Raw genomic sequence first — 13,956 nt, forward strand, 5'->3', positions numbered from 1 at the left:
ATCAGCCCCCGGGTGATCACCCGGAACCCCAGCCATCGGAGCCGCCGCCCATGACCCGCCCCGTCGTCATTGCCCCGTCCATGCTCGCCTCGGACTTCTCCGCCTTCGGAAGGGAAGTGCGCGACGTGGTGGAGGCCGGCGCCGACTGGATCCATCTCGACGTGATGGACGGGCATTTCGTGCCCAATATCAGCTTCGGCCCCGACGTCATCAAGGCGATGCGCCGGCACACCGACAAGGTGTTCGACACGCATCTGATGATCGCGCCGTGCGATGCCTATCTGGAGGCCTTCGCCAAGGCCGGCTCCGACATCATCACCGTGCATGCCGAGGCCGGCCCGCATCTCGACCGCTCGCTGCAGGCGATCCGCGCGCTCGGCAAGAAGGCCGGCGTCTCGCTGAACCCGGCAACGCCGGAAAGCGTCATCGAATACGTGCTCGACCGCCTCGACCTGGTGCTGGTGATGAGCGTCAATCCGGGCTTCGGCGGGCAGTCCTTCATCCCGGCGATGGTCGACAAGGTCGCCCGCATCAAGGCGATGATCGGCGACCGGCCGATCGACATCGAGGTCGACGGCGGCGTCACTGCCGAAACCGCGCCGCTGGTCGCCAAGGCCGGCGCCAACGTGCTCGTCGCCGGCTCGGCCGTGTTCAAGGGCGAGGGCGTTGCCGGCTACCGCGCCAACATCGAGGCGATCCGCAAGGCGGCCGACGAGGCCGCAGCCTGAGGCAGCCTGAGTTAGCCACCTCCCCTTCCGCTTGACCGGCCTCGCGGCGCAGCCGACAATCGGCTTTTGAATCTGAAGTTCGTACAGAGCTTGCTGCCGAATGTGACGAACTTCAGATTCTGGTGACCAGAACGGATGGACCTGCCACGTGCGACCGCTCGTCTTCGCCATCGCCTGGGCCGTGCTGATCTGCCTGACGGAGACCGCGCTCACCTTCTGGCGCGGTGAAGCCCTGACGGGCCGCTCGGCCGCGGTCGTCGCCGTCTTCACGGTGAGCGCCTTCCTCGGCGCCTTCTGCGCGTGGGGCACGGCGAGCCTGATGACCTTCCGCCGCCGCAAGGCCCGGCTGCCGGCGCGTTTCGCCGCGATGGTGCTGTCGCTGACGCTCGGCACCGCAGGCTTTTGCGCCGTGTTCTTCTTCCTGCAGCTGCGCTCCTATTATTCGGAATGGCACACCAGCACGATCTCCATGGAGATGTTCTGGCAGTTCGCCTTCACCGGCGCCTCGACCAGCTACATCTTCGCCGTGATGGGCGCCCGGCCGCTGCTGCCTTTCGTCTTCCTGCCCATGCTCGCCTTCTCCTGGTACTTCGCGCGCATTGAGCCCTCGCGCCGCGTCTGATAAGGAGCCGGCACACCCAGCCGCTGCCCGAGAAGGACACCCGCATGATCCCGCGCTATTCGCGGCCCGAAATGGTCGCCATCTGGTCTCCCGAGACGAAGTTCCGCATCTGGTTCGAGATCGAGGCCCATGCCTGCGACGCGCTCGCCGAGATCGGCGTGATCCCCAAGGAAGCCGCCCGCACGATCTGGGAGAAGGGCGGCGCCGCCACCTTCGATGTCGCCCGCATCGACGAGATCGAGCGCGAGACCAAGCACGACGTCATCGCCTTCCTGACGCATCTGGCCGAGATCGTCGGACCCGACGCCCGCTTCGTGCACCAGGGCATGACCTCGTCCGACGTGCTGGACACCTGCCTCAACGTGCAGCTGGCCCGTGCCGCCGACCTGCTGCTGGCCGATATCGACGCGCTGCTGGCCGCTCTCAAGCGCCGCGCCTTCGAGCACAAGGACACGGTCTGCATCGGCCGCTCGCACGGCATCCACGCCGAGCCGGTGACCTTCGGCCTGAAGATGGCCGAGGCCTATGCCGAGTTCGACCGCTGCCGCACGCGCCTGATCGCCGCCCGCGCCGAGGTCGCCACCTGCGCCATTTCCGGCGCCGTCGGCACCTTCGCCAATATCGATCCGCGCATCGAGGAACATGTCGCCAAGGCGATGGGCCTTGCCGTCGAGCCGGTCTCCACCCAGGTGATCCCGCGCGACCGCCACGCCATGTTCTTCGCGACGCTGGGCGTCATCGCCTCCTCGATCGAGCGCGTGGCGACCGAAATCCGCCACCTGCAGCGCACCGAGGTGCTGGAGGCGGAAGAGTACTTCTCGCCGGGCCAGAAGGGCTCCAGCGCCATGCCGCACAAGCGCAACCCGGTGCTGACCGAGAACCTGACCGGTCTTGCCCGCATGGTCCGCGCCTACGCGATGCCGGCGATGGAGAACGTCGCCCTGTGGCACGAGCGCGATATCTCGCACTCCTCGGTCGAGCGGATGATCGGCCCGGACGCCACCGTGACGCTCGACTTCGCGCTGGCGCGCCTGACCAACGTCATCGACAAGCTGATGGTCTATCCCGAGCGCATGCTGGCCAACATGAACCGCCTCGGCGGCCTGGTGCACTCGCAGCGCATCCTGCTGGCGCTGACCCAGGCCGGCACCTCGCGCGAGGACGCCTATCGCCTGGTCCAGCGCAACGCCATGAAGGTCTGGGACAGCTACCAGAAGGACGGCAGCGCCGATGTCGACTTCCTGGAGGAGCTGCTGAACGACGCCGATGTGCGCGCCGCCCTGTCGGAAGAGGAGATCCGCTCGCGCTTCGACCTCGGCTACCACACCAAGGCCGTCGGCACGATCTTCGACCGGGTGTTCGGCAAGGCCTGACGGCAATGCGCATCGCCGTGCTTGCCGACATCCACGGAAATGCCGAAGCGCTCGAGGCGGTCGTTGCCGACCTCGAGCGCGAGGCTCCGGACGAGGTCGTCAATCTCGGCGATTGCCTGTCCGGTCCGCTCTGGCCGGAGCGGACCGCGACAATCCTGCGCAGCCTCGGCTGGCCGACCGTACGCGGCAATCACGACCGTGTGGTCGCGGCCGGCAACGTATCGCCGGCGAATCGCACCGACCACTTCACCCAGAACGATCTGTCCGCCGAAAGCCTCGCCTGGCTGCGGGCGCTACCCGCAACGCTGGAGCTGGATGGCGGCGCCGTCCTGCTGTGCCACGGCACGCCGACACGCGACGACGTCTACCTGACGGAAGAGGTCGCGGGCGAGAGCACTCGCCTCGCCGCGGAACAGGACATCGCCGCCCGTCTCGGCGAGACGGCCGCCGGGCTGGTCTGCTGCGGCCACACCCACATTCCCCGGCTGGTGCACCTTGCCGCCTGCGGCCGCACGGTGCTCAATCCGGGCAGCGTCGGCCTGCCGGGCTATGCGGACGAGGCGCCGACGCCCCACCGGGTCGAGACGGGAAGTCCCCACGCCCGCTATGCGATGGTCGAACGCCGTCCCGAGGGCTGGCGCTTCGAGATGAAGAGCATCATGTACGACTGGGAGAGCGCCGCCCGCGAGGCCGAGCGCAACGGCCGCCCCGACTGGGCCCGGCCGCTTCGCACGGGCTTTTACGGGCCGCTGGCGTAGACATCCCCCGCGAGACCGACGAGAGAGCACTGCCCCATGAAGATTGCCGAGACCGACATCCTGCTGCTGCCCGGCTACGGCGACACGCCGGCCGGCCACTGGATGCACCGCTGGTGCGAGAAGATGCCGACGGCGCGCATCGTCGCCCAGCGCAACTGGTTCCAGCCCGTGCTGAAGGAGTGGATCGACGCCTTGAAGGAGGCGGTCGCCGCCGCGGAGCGCCCGGTGGTGCTGGTCGGCCATTCGCTCGGCTCGATCACCGCGGTCCATGCCGCCCATGGCCACGGGCTCGACACGGACAAGATCAAGGCCGCCTTCCTGGTGGCGCCGACGGACCTGAACCGCGCCGAGCCGAAGCCCGCCTTCGACGCCGCCCAGTTTCGCGCTGTGCCGAAGGGGCCCCTGCCCTTCCGCGCCAGGGTGGTGGCCAGCCGCACCGATCCCTATTGCGCCTATGACGTGGCCGAGCAGATGGCGCGGGACTGGGGCGCGCATTTCCAGGATGCGGGCGATGCCGGCCACATCAACCTGGAAAGCGGCCACGGCCCCTGGCCGGAAGGCCTGATGTCCTTCGCCTACCTGATGAAGGACCTGTGAGGGCGCTCACCGTCTCAACGTGAAACCGTTGATTTCGGACCCGTCGCACAGAATGATGCGATCATCGAAGTGATAGGCCTTGATCGCCTTCATCGTCGGGCCCCACCTCTCGGGCCCGATGGCGGTTACCTCGAATCTCGGCCCCGGGGTGCGCGACGATGCGCCGTACTGGACCTTGACCGCTTCGGAGCCCGGCTTGTCCGGGTAGTCCAGATAGGTCCAGTAGTAACGCCGCCAACTGTCGGATTTTCCCATGACCAGTCCCTGAGGATTGAAAGCGGGATCGGCCAGCCAGCATTCGAGCGAGCGCCGGTAGATATCGCTCAAGGCCAGCATCCGTTCGTCCGTGACCCGACCGCCCCAGACGCCCGAGAGATAGTTTGCTGAACCTATGGCTTCATCGAACTTGTCGAGCGATGTCCTGTTGACGCAAGACGCCAGAAAAACCGAGAGAAACAAAACAAAAAGAGATCTCACAACGCCCCCAAGTGGATTGATCCGCCAACAATTCTTTCGGCAGTAGCCCGCAATCGTTGACACCCAAACGCTACTTTCAATACACGATGATAAAGGATGCACAAGCCGGACGGGTGGCGCTGTCGCGACAATACGGACCCTGCTCGGACATTTTCGGTAGTGCGCTTGCCTGTGCAACGCCGGGCGCCAACCCGACATGCAACAGATCTTTCGACAGGGGTTTTTCATGAATTGCGACAGGTCCATCTTCCAAGCAACACTTCTGGTCGCACTGACGGCACTGACCGCCTGCGACGGTCCCGATCCCGAAGCCAAGGCGAGATACCGGGAAATCCGAACCGCTATCGACGACCGGAAGAGCACCTGCGGCAATACCGAGAACGATTCACCGGCGGCGCGCGCCATCGTGGAAAAGGACCGGCTGCGCGGCGTGACGCGCTACACGGAAGCAGATGCACCGGAGTTGATGGCCGACCGCACCAGCGTCTCCTACATGCCCGGCCACGGCACGCAGATCTCCTACACCTCGGCGGACGGTCGCTCCTGGCTCTGGTATCCCGGCAATCCCCGCATCCTGGAAGGGCGCTGGAAGCTGGACGACAGCAAGGACATGCTGCAGGTCTGCTACGACTACGGCCCCGGCACCTACAACCCGACGATGAAGGACGCGCCCGCCGGCTTCCAGTGCGGCAGCTTCCACAACCAGAAATTCTTCACGCTCGACACCAAGCGCGGCGACGTGTTCGGCCTTGCGACCGCGAAGGTCCTGAAGCCGCTGCCGCGCGATGCGGCCAAGCCCTATTCCCCCGGCTGCGCGCCGGCGAAAAAGCCGTTGCTGAAGAACGGCAAGCCGCCGCTCGACAACCTGCAGAACGACCTCAAGAGCTATATCGGCCGCGCCTGACGCGCTCGCCCGCCCCTTTCCCGCGCGCCCTTACAAGGCGCGCGGCCGCGGCCCCATCATAGCGACGAGCCGCCGGGCGACCAGCAAGGCCACCGGCACGGCCAGCAGCACGCCGACGCCGGCGAACACGGCCAGCAGCCACGGCTCGAAGGCGTTGATGCCGTAAAAGGTCATCGGCACCAGCGCGAAGGCGCCGGCCAGGGTCGGACCGATGACGATGAAGAGGACGGCAGCTAGCTTCCACATGACAGACACTCCCGATCAAGGGTCGGGGGCGCGTCTTTCCCTCAAGCTCGCTGCCCCGTCACCATCTGCCATCCTAGTGCCCGGTCCGCCGGGGATAATGCGACACCCGACCTCATGGGGGTTTGCCCATTGGGGAGATTGCCCATCAGGGATTCCACGCATGAAAACGCCGCCCGGCAGGTGACCGGGCGGCGCATCGAAGAAATTCCGGAACGGGAGACCGTCAGTCCAGCTCGGCGAGCCTGGCCTTGGCCATTTCCAGCAGCATCGACATCTCGATGCCGTGGGAGATGAAGCGGAAGCCCATCTGGCGCGCCGACTTCGCATCCGCCGCGTTGTTGCAGAAGATGCCGGCGAACTTGCCGGCGACGCGCGCACGCTTTGCCACGTCGGCGGCGATGGTCTGGACCTTCTCGCTGCTGGGGTTAAGCTCGCGCCCTTCCGACAGGGTCAGCGACATGTCGCCCGGGCCGATGAAGACGCCGTCGAGGCCTTCCACCGCCAGGATCTCGTCGAGGGCATCCAGAGCGGCCGGCGTCTCGATCATGGCGAGGGCCACCGTCTCCTGGTTGGCCGAGGCAAGATACTCGGCCGGCGTCAGGCCCTGCAGCATGGCCGCGCGATGCGGGCCCCAGCTGCGCACTCCGACGGGCGGAAACTTGCTCGCCCCGACCAGCGCCAGCGCATCTTCCACCGTATTGACCATCGGCATGATCACCGCTTCGGCGCCCAGATCGAAGGCGCGGCTGACGGTGGCGAAATCGTCGACCGGCGGACGCACGACCGCATGGGCACCGCCGAGGCGCGCAGCCGCGATGCCCTCGCGGATCGAGGCGATGTCATGGGCGCCGTGCTGCATGTCGAGCGTCACCGCGCCATACCCCGCGCGGCCCAGCAGCTCCGCCAGAACCGGCACGGCCATGGTCGACCAAGCGGTGATGACGGTCTCGTCGGCGCGAAGCCGGGCGGCAAGGGAGGGCTTGGTAACGGTCATGGCGGGGTTTTCCGAAATGGCGGGGTGGGAAGGGCCTTGAAACCGGGCCCGGCGGGCAGCGGTCCGCACCCTGGCGCGAACCTGCTCGTGTCTTGCGGGGGCTGAACGCGAAAGGGGCAGCGCACCTGCGCTGCCCCCTCGGGTGTCTCAGCCTTCGTTCTGGATCTGCTCGACCGCCTGATGCAGCAGCTCGTCCATGGTCCGGCGGATCTGATGGTCCGACTGGTCGACGCCCGCGTCGGTGAAATCCTTGCGGATCTTGCGGAACACGTCTTCCTCGCCCGGCTCCTCGAAATCGGCGCGGACCACTTCCTTCGCGTAGTCCTGGGCCTTGTCGGCATCGAGGCCGAGCTTCTCGGCCGCCCACAGGCCCAGCAGCTTGTTGCGACGGGCCACCGCCTTGAAGCGCAGCTCCTCGTCGTGGGCGAACTTGGATTCAAAGGCCTCCTCGCGACGGTCGAAGGTGCTCATGCGTCAGTCTCCTGCCTTCTAGCGGTGGCGCCCTCAGGCGCTGAAATCGATTGCGGTGCCGCCATCATATGGGGATCCGATGAGCCCTTGCATATCCTTCGCGACCCACCAAATCAACGCGTATCGGTCGCACCGCTCCCGCTCGTCCAGACATCGCCCCGCGAGCGGGCCGCAGGACACCCTGCCCGGTCGCCGGGACCGCGTAAAATCTCTTCAGCGGCTTCATTGTACTTTACGGGGCGATCGTGTAGGTTCCGCGCCATCGAGCGGGGGGCCGAAAGCGCATCTGCCGTTCTCGCGCCCTTCCGATGACCGTCCCGACCCCGGCCACGGCCGAACGAGACATTGTCCGACAAAGGGCATGGGACCGCAGTCAACCGGAGCGTCTCCGCCAGTATGGATTTTCTTTCTCAAACACGGTACGTGCCTATGAACCGCCGCCGGCGCATTTACGAGGGCAAGGGCAAGATCCTCTATGAGGGCCCGGAACCCGGTACGCTCATCCAGCACTTCAAGGATGATGCAACTGCCTTCAACGCCAAGAAGCATGAGATTGTCGATGGCAAGGGGGTCCTGAACAACCGGATCTCCGAGTACATCTTCAACCATCTCAACGCGATCGGTATCCCGACCCACTTCATTCGCCGGATGAACATGCGCGAGCAGCTCATCCGCGAGGTCGAGATCATCCCGCTGGAAGTGGTTGTGCGCAACGTCGCCGCCGGCTCGCTGTCCAAGCGCCTCGGCATCGAGGAAGGCACGCAGCTGCCGCGGTCGATCATCGAGTTCTATTACAAGAACGACGCGCTCGACGACCCGATGGTCTCCGAGGAGCACATCACCGCCTTCGGATGGTGCACGCCCCAGGAGATGGACGACATCATGGCGCTGGCCATCCGCGTCAACGACTTCCTGACCGGCCTGTTCCTGGGCGTCGGCATCCGTCTCGTCGACTTCAAGATCGAGTGCGGCCGCCTGTGGGAAGGCGACATGATGCGCATCGTCGTCGCCGACGAGATCTCGCCGGACAGCTGCCGCCTGTGGGACATCCAGTCCAACGAGAAGATGGACAAGGACCGCTTCCGCCGCGACCTCGGCGGTATGCTGGAAGCCTACCAGGAAGTGGCCCGGCGCCTCGGCATCCTCAACGACAACGACCGGCCGAACGGCACAGGTCCGGTGCTCGTCAAGTAAGCTGCTCGTCAAGTAAGATCGCCGCGCGCCTCGCACGCACAAGACAAGGAAAGCCCCGACCGGAAACGGCCGGGGCTTTCGGCTTTTCGGGGAAGCCTTGCGCGCAAGGTCAGGTGCGGTTGATCGAGACGCCGCCGTCGACCAGCATCGCCGTGCCGGTGGTGAAGCTGGAGGCCGGCGAGGCGAGGTAGAGCGCGGTCCCGGCGACCTCCTCAGGCGAAGAGATGCGCTTGAGCGCATGCAGGCTCTCCACGAAGGCCAGCGCCTCCGGCGTCGAAGCGGCCTCGCGCCCCATCGGCGTGTCGATGCCGCCGGGCAGGATCGCGTTGACCCGGATCCCCTTCGCGCCGACCTCGGCCGCCAGCACCTTGGTCAGGCCGACGAGCCCGGCCTTGCTGGCGCCGTAGGCCGCCATGCCCGGCAGGCCGGCCGTATGGCCGACAAACGTGGACGTGAAGATCAGCGAGCCGCCGCCACGCTCCTCCATGGCCGGGATCTGGTATTTCGCCCCGAGGAACCCGCTGGTCAGGTTGGTGGCGAGCACCGTGTTCCAGTCGGCGAGCGACAGGGACGGCGCCGGCGCCATGGGGCCGATCATGCCCGCATTGTTGAAGGCGATGTCGAGCCCGCCGAAGCGATCCTTCGCCAGATCGACCAGCGCCCTGGCGTAGTCCTCCTCCTGCACGTCGCCGGCTAGAACCGCCGCCCGGCCGCCTGCCCGCTCGATCTCCCCGGCAACCTCCTCCAGCTCGCCCCGGCGCCGCGCGCCGAGAACGACGGCACAGCCTTCCGCGGCGAAGAGCCGTGCTGTCGCAGCTCCCAGCCCGGAGCTCGCTCCGGTGATGATCGCGACCTTGTCTTCCAGTATCGGCATGAAACCCTCCATCGCCGTTGCAATGGCAGGCTTGGTAGGCGGGGAACGAGGGCCACGACACCCGATTAGAGATTGCGGTCAGGCTTTTCTGCCGGCCAGGCGCACACCCGCGTTGCAACCCTCGGCTGAGGCCCTTAATCTGCCTGCGTATTGAAACGGGCTGGGGAAATTGCAATGAAGGTTATGTCGGCCGGGAGCTCCTGGCAGAAGATTGTACTCGTCCTTTTCGCGGGCCTGATGCTCGCCGCATGCCAGACTAGCGGGTTGAAATCCGGAGCGCTGAAGACCGACTTCCCGCCGGCGGGCTGGAAGACGCAACGCGACGGCAACGCTACGGCCTATTTCTGCGCACGTCCGACTTGCAGCACCCCCCAGTTGGTGGTCATCTCGCCCACCCGCCAGAGGGGCAATGTCGAGGAAGCGATCAAGCGGAACATCATCAGCACTGCCCTTGTGGACGAGCTCTTCGATGTTCTGAAGGTGGCATCCCGCAAGCAGGTCAACGCATCCTCGACACGCAAGATCACCACCCCCACCTATTCGGGCTTCGAAAATCTGGTCACGCTTCGGGACAGGAATGGCAAGAAGCTCTATCTCGCCGTCCGCAATGTGATTCAGCGAGACCGCGGAATTGTGGTGACATCTGCTGCGACCTCGCCGGGCACCGCCAAGCGCAACCTCGCCCGCTTCTTCGCCCAGACGACCATCCAGCGCGTCCAGTAACCCCGCACGCCGCGATACCGGACCTCCTGGCGCGCGGCGGTTGGCCGCGCGTCGCAAAAGGGCTTTCATCGGGGGCGTCGTCGCGCTAGAAGCGGGCCAACTGCCCAGCCGGCGGACGCCAACGCGCGCCGGCGCCGACTTGCGGAGACATCCCCCGATGAAAGCACGCGTGACCGTTACCCTGAAATCCGGCGTCCTCGACCCGCAGGGCAAGGCGATCGAGGGTGGCCTTGCCGCGCTCGGCTTCGCCGGCGTCGACAGCGTGCGCCAGGGCAAGGTCTTCGATCTGGAGATCAGCGGCCGCGACGCAGACGCCGCGCGCGCCGATCTCGCCGCCATGTGCGAGAAGCTGCTCGCCAACACGGTGATCGAGAACTACGACATCGAGATCCTCTGACGGGATCGCCCGCAACGCGGGCAGCGAGACGCGGGAGGCCGGCATGGACGAAGACAGTGCCAGGGTCCTGCGTTTCCTGTTGATCAAGGCAGCGGTCTTCATCGCCCTGCCGGCCGCGCTGGCGCTCGCCGCCGCGCTGTTCCTGGTGTGAACCGATCCTGGTGTGATCCGAAAGGGAGCCCTCCCGCCATGAAGTCCGCCGTCGTCACCTTCCCCGGCTCGAATCGCGAGCGCGACATGATGCATGCGCTGGAGCTGGTCTCCGGCCGCAAGCCCGAAGCCGTGTGGCATGCCGATACCAGCCTGCCGGACGTCGATCTGGTCGTGCTGCCGGGCGGCTTTTCCTACGGCGACTACCTGCGCTCCGGCGCCATCGCGGCCCGCGCGCCGGTGATGGATGCGATCCGCGCCTTCGCCGCCCGCGGCGGCATGGTGCTCGGCGTGTGCAACGGCTTCCAGATGCTGACCGAGGCAGGCCTGCTGCCCGGCGCCCTGATGCGCAATGCGGGCCTCACCTTCGTCTGCCGCGAAGTGCAGCTGGAGACCGCCTCCATGGCCAACCGCTTCACCGCCGGCATGCGCAAGGGCGAGACTTGGCGCTGCCCCGTCGCCCATCACGACGGCAACTATTTCGCGGATGCCGAGACCATCGCGCGGCTGGAGGGCGAGAATCGCGTCGCCTTCCGTTATGCCAACGGCACCAACCCGAACGGCTCGATCAACGATATCGCCGGCATCGCCAACGAAGCGGGCAACGTGCTCGGCATGATGCCGCACCCGGAAAACTACGTCGACGCGCAGCAGGCGAGCACCGACGGGCGCGCCTTCTTCGAGAGCATCTGCGGGGCCTTCGCCACCGCCTGATGCGAAAGCGTCGAGACAGGGAGACAACCGATGAGCCGTTCCGCCTCCGGGTCTCCCTTCAAGGCTGAGGAAAAGGCGGAACTCGCCCGCCGGCTGCGCGACTATCTGCGCGACGAACTCGGCGCCGAGGCCGGCATGCTGGAGACCGAGGCCTTCCTCGACTTCATCGCCGCCGAGATCGGCAACGCCTTCTACAATCGCGGCCTCTTCGATGCCCAGGCGGCCATCTCTGCCCGCCTGGAAGAGGCGACGGACGCGGTCTACGCGCTGGAAAAGCCCGCCCGGGCGTGATCGCTGGGCGGCTGGCCGAACTGCCGCGAATAGGCCCGGCTAAAGGCCGAGGCACTGGAAAACCCGACGCGGCCGGCAACGCTCTTCAACACTCCTCCCCGCGCAATCTCCTGCCGTGCAAGGCACAGCCGCCAGGCCTGCAGATAGGCGCCCGGCGTCTGGCCGACCGTCCGCCGGAAGCCGGTGGCGAAGGCGGTGCGCGACATGCCGCAGATCCCCGCCAGCTCCTCCAGCCGCCAGCGCCGCTCCGGCGCCTCGTGCATGGCGACCAGCGCCAGCATGATCTGCGGATGGCCGAGCCCGGCGATCAACCCGTCCCGCGCCTGGCCGGTCTCGATGGCATGACGCAGGAAGCGGATCACCACGATCTCGCACAAACGGTCGACGATGGCTTTGCCGCCGCAGCGCGGGCTGGTCACCTCCTCGTGCAGCACGGCGGCAACCGCCGCCAGCGCCGGGGCCTCGGTAAGATCGATGCAGACCTCCTCCGGCAGCGCGGTCGCAAGCGGCGAACCCGGTCCTCCGAGATCGACCCGCGCGGCGACCGCGAGGCGCCCCTGCAGCCGGCAGCCCTCTCGCGTACCGTCGACACGGAACACCAGCCGCCGCAGCACCAGCGGCTCGTTCTCGTCGAGGGTCTCGTCCCCCGTCAGCAGCAGATGCGCCGGCTCGCCCGGCGGCAAGGCACTGCCCAGCACGCAGGCGGAAATGCGGAACCGGTCGATCAGGGCCGACAGCCGGTCGACGCGCCCTTGCGGCATGCTGGCATCGTTCATTGAACTCTCGATCATGAAAAGCGGACTGAACTTTTCCTTTCATACATTATCTTGCACAGGCCAACAAGGATGGCCGGCGACGACCGCCCGCCAAGCAAAGTTTCGAAAGGACGCCCATGTCCCTGATTCCCCGCCAGCAGGTTCCCGCTCTCGCGCTGGAGACGCTCTCCCACGGCCGTTTCGACCTTGCCGCCGAGGCCCCGGACTTCGCGACGCTCGTCGTCTTCTATCGCGGCCTGCACTGTCCGATCTGCGCCACCTACCTGAAAGAGCTGGAGCGCCTGACGCCGGCCTTTGCCGAGCGCGGCGTGACGACGCTGGCCCTGTCCTCCGACGACAGGGAGCGGGCAGAGGCGATGGCAGAGAAGATCGGGGCGCAGGCCCTGCGCATCGGCTACGGCCTGCCGCTGCAGGTCGCCCGCGACTGGGGGCTCTACACGTCGGCCGGGCGCGGCACGACGTCCATCGGCATCGAGGAGCCGGAGCTCTTCTCCGAGCCGGGCGTGTTCCTGGTGCGGACTGACGGCACGCTCTACTTCGCCTCTGTGCAGACGATGCCCTTCGTGCGCCCTCATTTCCAGGAGATGGTCGGCGCACTCGATTTCGTGCGCAAGAACGACTATCCGGCGCGCGGCGAATACACCGGCGCAGTCTGACGCCGGGCCTTACTGCCCGGTGATGAAGCGCAAGGCTCCCGGCTCGACGGCAACCTCGAGCCGGCTTGCCGACATCGGCTCTCCGTCGAGGTTGATGGCCAGATCCTCCTCAGCCTCGATGGTCAGCCGGGTGAAGCTCGCCTTGCGGGCATAGCCGTCGAACTGGCTGTCGGCCTCGCGCAGCAGGCCGGACAGGAGTGTCACCAGGTGCTCCGCCTCGGGCTGGGGAAACAGCGTCAGGTCGAGGCGGCCATCGTCGATACGCGCATCGGCGCAAAGCGGCACGCCGCCGCCGGCCAGCCGGCCGTTGCCGATGGCCATGGCGATGAAGTCGCCCTCCCAGGAAAATCCGTCGGCATTGAAGGTGGCGTGCATCGGCGTCAGCTCGCCGAGCCGGCTGGCACCGGCGATGAGATAGGCGGCCCCGCCGAGCAGGCGCTTGGCGCGCGGATCGGTCTCGCGGGTGATACGCGTGACCGAGCCTCCGCTCGCCACATTGACGAAGACCCGCCCGTTGATGCGCCCGACATCGATGGGCTGCGGCGTTCCGGTGGCGCACAGGTTCAGCGCGGCGACGAGATCGTGGACCGGCAGGCCGAGGCCGGTGGCAAAGTCGTTGGCCGTGCCCAGCGGCAACACGCCGAAGGCGCAGTCGGTGGCGGGATCGGCCTCCAGCGCCGCCGCGACCACCTGGTTCACCGTGCCGTCGCCGCCGCCGGCGACGATCACCTGAGGCCGCTCGCCCGGATCGCGCCGCACGGCCTCCTGCGCGAACTGCGTCGCGTCGTCCCCGTCATAGGTCACCTGGACACGGACCTCGTGCCCTTCGGTGCGCAGCCGCTCCACGGCCTCGCGCACGTCCTCGCGCTGGGAGGACTTGCCGTTCAGGATCAGCAGGAGACGACGCATGCGGATGGTCCGTTCTGGTGTGGCAGAGGCAGGGGCTGCGGCGGAAGGAAGCGGATGGCCGACGATGGGGAGCATAAAGCGCGCCTTGTGGATAGATGGGAA

At 66.8% G+C, this 13,956-nt stretch carries 20 protein-coding genes; 13 read left to right on the top strand and 7 right to left on the bottom strand.

Features of this window, described 5'->3' with window-relative positions:
- Positions 1 to 50: 50 nt before the first annotated feature.
- The 5 genes from rpe to H7H34_RS14495 all read left to right on the top strand — a co-directional run bounded on the left by rpe (position 51) and on the right by H7H34_RS14495 (position 4,078).
- Positions 51 to 728 carry a ribulose-phosphate 3-epimerase gene (rpe, locus tag H7H34_RS14475; RefSeq protein ID WP_185925585.1) on the top strand — a complete coding sequence of 226 codons (678 nt, stop codon included), beginning with the start codon at positions 51 to 53 and terminating at the stop codon, positions 726 to 728.
- A gap of 148 nt (positions 729 to 876) precedes the next feature.
- Positions 877 to 1,350: a hypothetical protein gene (locus H7H34_RS14480; protein ID WP_120267326.1), complete on the top strand. Its 474-nt coding sequence runs from the start codon at positions 877 to 879 to the stop codon at positions 1,348 to 1,350.
- A 44-nt stretch (positions 1,351 to 1,394) separates the two neighbouring features.
- The gene (purB, locus tag H7H34_RS14485; protein WP_120267325.1) at positions 1,395 to 2,723 is read left to right on the top strand and encodes an adenylosuccinate lyase; all 1,329 of its coding nucleotides are present in this window, start codon (positions 1,395 to 1,397) and stop codon (positions 2,721 to 2,723) included.
- Between the two features lie 5 nt (positions 2,724 to 2,728).
- Positions 2,729 to 3,481: a metallophosphoesterase family protein gene (locus H7H34_RS14490; protein ID WP_185925586.1), complete on the top strand. Its 753-nt coding sequence runs from the start codon at positions 2,729 to 2,731 to the stop codon at positions 3,479 to 3,481.
- A 36-nt stretch (positions 3,482 to 3,517) separates the two neighbouring features.
- Positions 3,518 to 4,078: an RBBP9/YdeN family alpha/beta hydrolase gene (locus tag H7H34_RS14495; protein ID WP_185925587.1), complete on the top strand. Its 561-nt coding sequence runs from the start codon at positions 3,518 to 3,520 to the stop codon at positions 4,076 to 4,078.
- A 6-nt stretch (positions 4,079 to 4,084) separates the two neighbouring features.
- On the opposite strand, the gene H7H34_RS14500 is transcribed toward H7H34_RS14495, so the two are convergent.
- Positions 4,085 to 4,405 (bottom strand): hypothetical protein, encoded by a 321-nt coding sequence (locus tag H7H34_RS14500; protein WP_147421808.1) that lies wholly within the window; start codon positions 4,403 to 4,405, stop codon positions 4,085 to 4,087.
- A 376-nt stretch (positions 4,406 to 4,781) separates the two neighbouring features.
- On the opposite strand from H7H34_RS14500, the gene H7H34_RS14505 reads away from it, so the two are divergent.
- On the top strand, positions 4,782 to 5,459 hold the full coding sequence (locus H7H34_RS14505; RefSeq protein ID WP_120267321.1) for a hypothetical protein: 678 nt from the start codon (positions 4,782 to 4,784) through the stop codon (positions 5,457 to 5,459).
- Between the two features lie 30 nt (positions 5,460 to 5,489).
- Here H7H34_RS14505 and H7H34_RS14510 read toward each other — a convergent pair whose 3' ends face one another.
- The 3 genes from H7H34_RS14510 to H7H34_RS14520 form a co-directional block, all read right to left on the bottom strand.
- Positions 5,490 to 5,705, bottom strand: coding sequence for a hypothetical protein (locus H7H34_RS14510; protein WP_097173516.1), 216 nt, complete (start codon positions 5,703 to 5,705; stop codon positions 5,490 to 5,492).
- 223 nt (positions 5,706 to 5,928) lie between these two features.
- Positions 5,929 to 6,699 carry an HpcH/HpaI aldolase family protein gene (locus tag H7H34_RS14515; protein WP_185925588.1) on the bottom strand — a complete coding sequence of 257 codons (771 nt, stop codon included), beginning with the start codon at positions 6,697 to 6,699 and terminating at the stop codon, positions 5,929 to 5,931.
- A 147-nt stretch (positions 6,700 to 6,846) separates the two neighbouring features.
- Positions 6,847 to 7,170: a DUF1476 domain-containing protein gene (locus H7H34_RS14520; protein WP_120267319.1), complete on the bottom strand. Its 324-nt coding sequence runs from the start codon at positions 7,168 to 7,170 to the stop codon at positions 6,847 to 6,849.
- A gap of 396 nt (positions 7,171 to 7,566) precedes the next feature.
- Between H7H34_RS14520 and purC the strand changes: the two genes are divergently transcribed.
- Positions 7,567 to 8,364: a phosphoribosylaminoimidazolesuccinocarboxamide synthase gene (purC, locus tag H7H34_RS14525; RefSeq protein WP_067216881.1), complete on the top strand. Its 798-nt coding sequence runs from the start codon at positions 7,567 to 7,569 to the stop codon at positions 8,362 to 8,364.
- Positions 8,365 to 8,473: 109 nt separating this feature from the next.
- On the opposite strand, the gene H7H34_RS14530 is transcribed toward purC, so the two are convergent.
- On the bottom strand, positions 8,474 to 9,238 hold the full coding sequence (locus tag H7H34_RS14530) for an SDR family oxidoreductase (protein WP_185925589.1): 765 nt from the start codon (positions 9,236 to 9,238) through the stop codon (positions 8,474 to 8,476).
- 174 nt (positions 9,239 to 9,412) lie between these two features.
- Here H7H34_RS14530 and H7H34_RS14535 point away from each other — a divergent pair, with 174 nt between their 5' ends.
- The 5 genes from H7H34_RS14535 to H7H34_RS14550 all read left to right on the top strand — a co-directional run bounded on the left by H7H34_RS14535 (position 9,413) and on the right by H7H34_RS14550 (position 11,513).
- Entirely contained in the window at positions 9,413 to 9,961 is a 549-nt protein-coding gene (locus tag H7H34_RS14535) for a hypothetical protein (protein WP_185925590.1), read from the top strand.
- A gap of 157 nt (positions 9,962 to 10,118) precedes the next feature.
- Positions 10,119 to 10,358: a phosphoribosylformylglycinamidine synthase subunit PurS gene (gene purS, locus H7H34_RS14540; RefSeq protein WP_067216885.1), complete on the top strand. Its 240-nt coding sequence runs from the start codon at positions 10,119 to 10,121 to the stop codon at positions 10,356 to 10,358.
- 43 nt (positions 10,359 to 10,401) lie between these two features.
- Positions 10,402 to 10,509, top strand: coding sequence for a phosphoribosylformylglycinamidine synthase-associated small membrane protein (locus H7H34_RS23465; protein ID WP_199680979.1), 108 nt, complete (start codon positions 10,402 to 10,404; stop codon positions 10,507 to 10,509).
- Positions 10,510 to 10,547: 38 nt separating this feature from the next.
- A complete protein-coding gene (gene purQ / locus H7H34_RS14545) occupies positions 10,548 to 11,222 on the top strand; it encodes a phosphoribosylformylglycinamidine synthase subunit PurQ (RefSeq protein ID WP_185925591.1) in 675 nt (224 codons plus the stop codon).
- A gap of 30 nt (positions 11,223 to 11,252) precedes the next feature.
- Positions 11,253 to 11,513: a DUF2164 domain-containing protein gene (locus H7H34_RS14550; RefSeq protein ID WP_185925592.1), complete on the top strand. Its 261-nt coding sequence runs from the start codon at positions 11,253 to 11,255 to the stop codon at positions 11,511 to 11,513.
- Here the strand turns inward: H7H34_RS14550 and H7H34_RS14555 are convergent.
- Positions 11,483 to 12,289 carry a helix-turn-helix transcriptional regulator gene (locus tag H7H34_RS14555; protein WP_120267314.1) on the bottom strand — a complete coding sequence of 269 codons (807 nt, stop codon included), beginning with the start codon at positions 12,287 to 12,289 and terminating at the stop codon, positions 11,483 to 11,485. The genes H7H34_RS14550 and H7H34_RS14555 overlap by 31 nt on opposite strands.
- Before the next feature lie 116 nt (positions 12,290 to 12,405).
- Between H7H34_RS14555 and H7H34_RS14560 the strand changes: the two genes are divergently transcribed.
- Positions 12,406 to 12,945 (top strand): peroxiredoxin-like family protein, encoded by a 540-nt coding sequence (locus tag H7H34_RS14560; RefSeq protein ID WP_185925593.1) that lies wholly within the window; start codon positions 12,406 to 12,408, stop codon positions 12,943 to 12,945.
- 9 nt (positions 12,946 to 12,954) lie between these two features.
- On the opposite strand, the gene yegS is transcribed toward H7H34_RS14560, so the two are convergent.
- Positions 12,955 to 13,854: a lipid kinase YegS gene (yegS, locus tag H7H34_RS14565; protein WP_208996607.1), complete on the bottom strand. Its 900-nt coding sequence runs from the start codon at positions 13,852 to 13,854 to the stop codon at positions 12,955 to 12,957.
- Positions 13,855 to 13,956: the final 102 nt, after the last annotated feature.

Source organism: Stappia sp. 28M-7, assembly GCF_014252955.1.
In the GTDB taxonomy this organism is placed as follows: domain Bacteria; phylum Pseudomonadota; class Alphaproteobacteria; order Rhizobiales; family Stappiaceae; genus Stappia.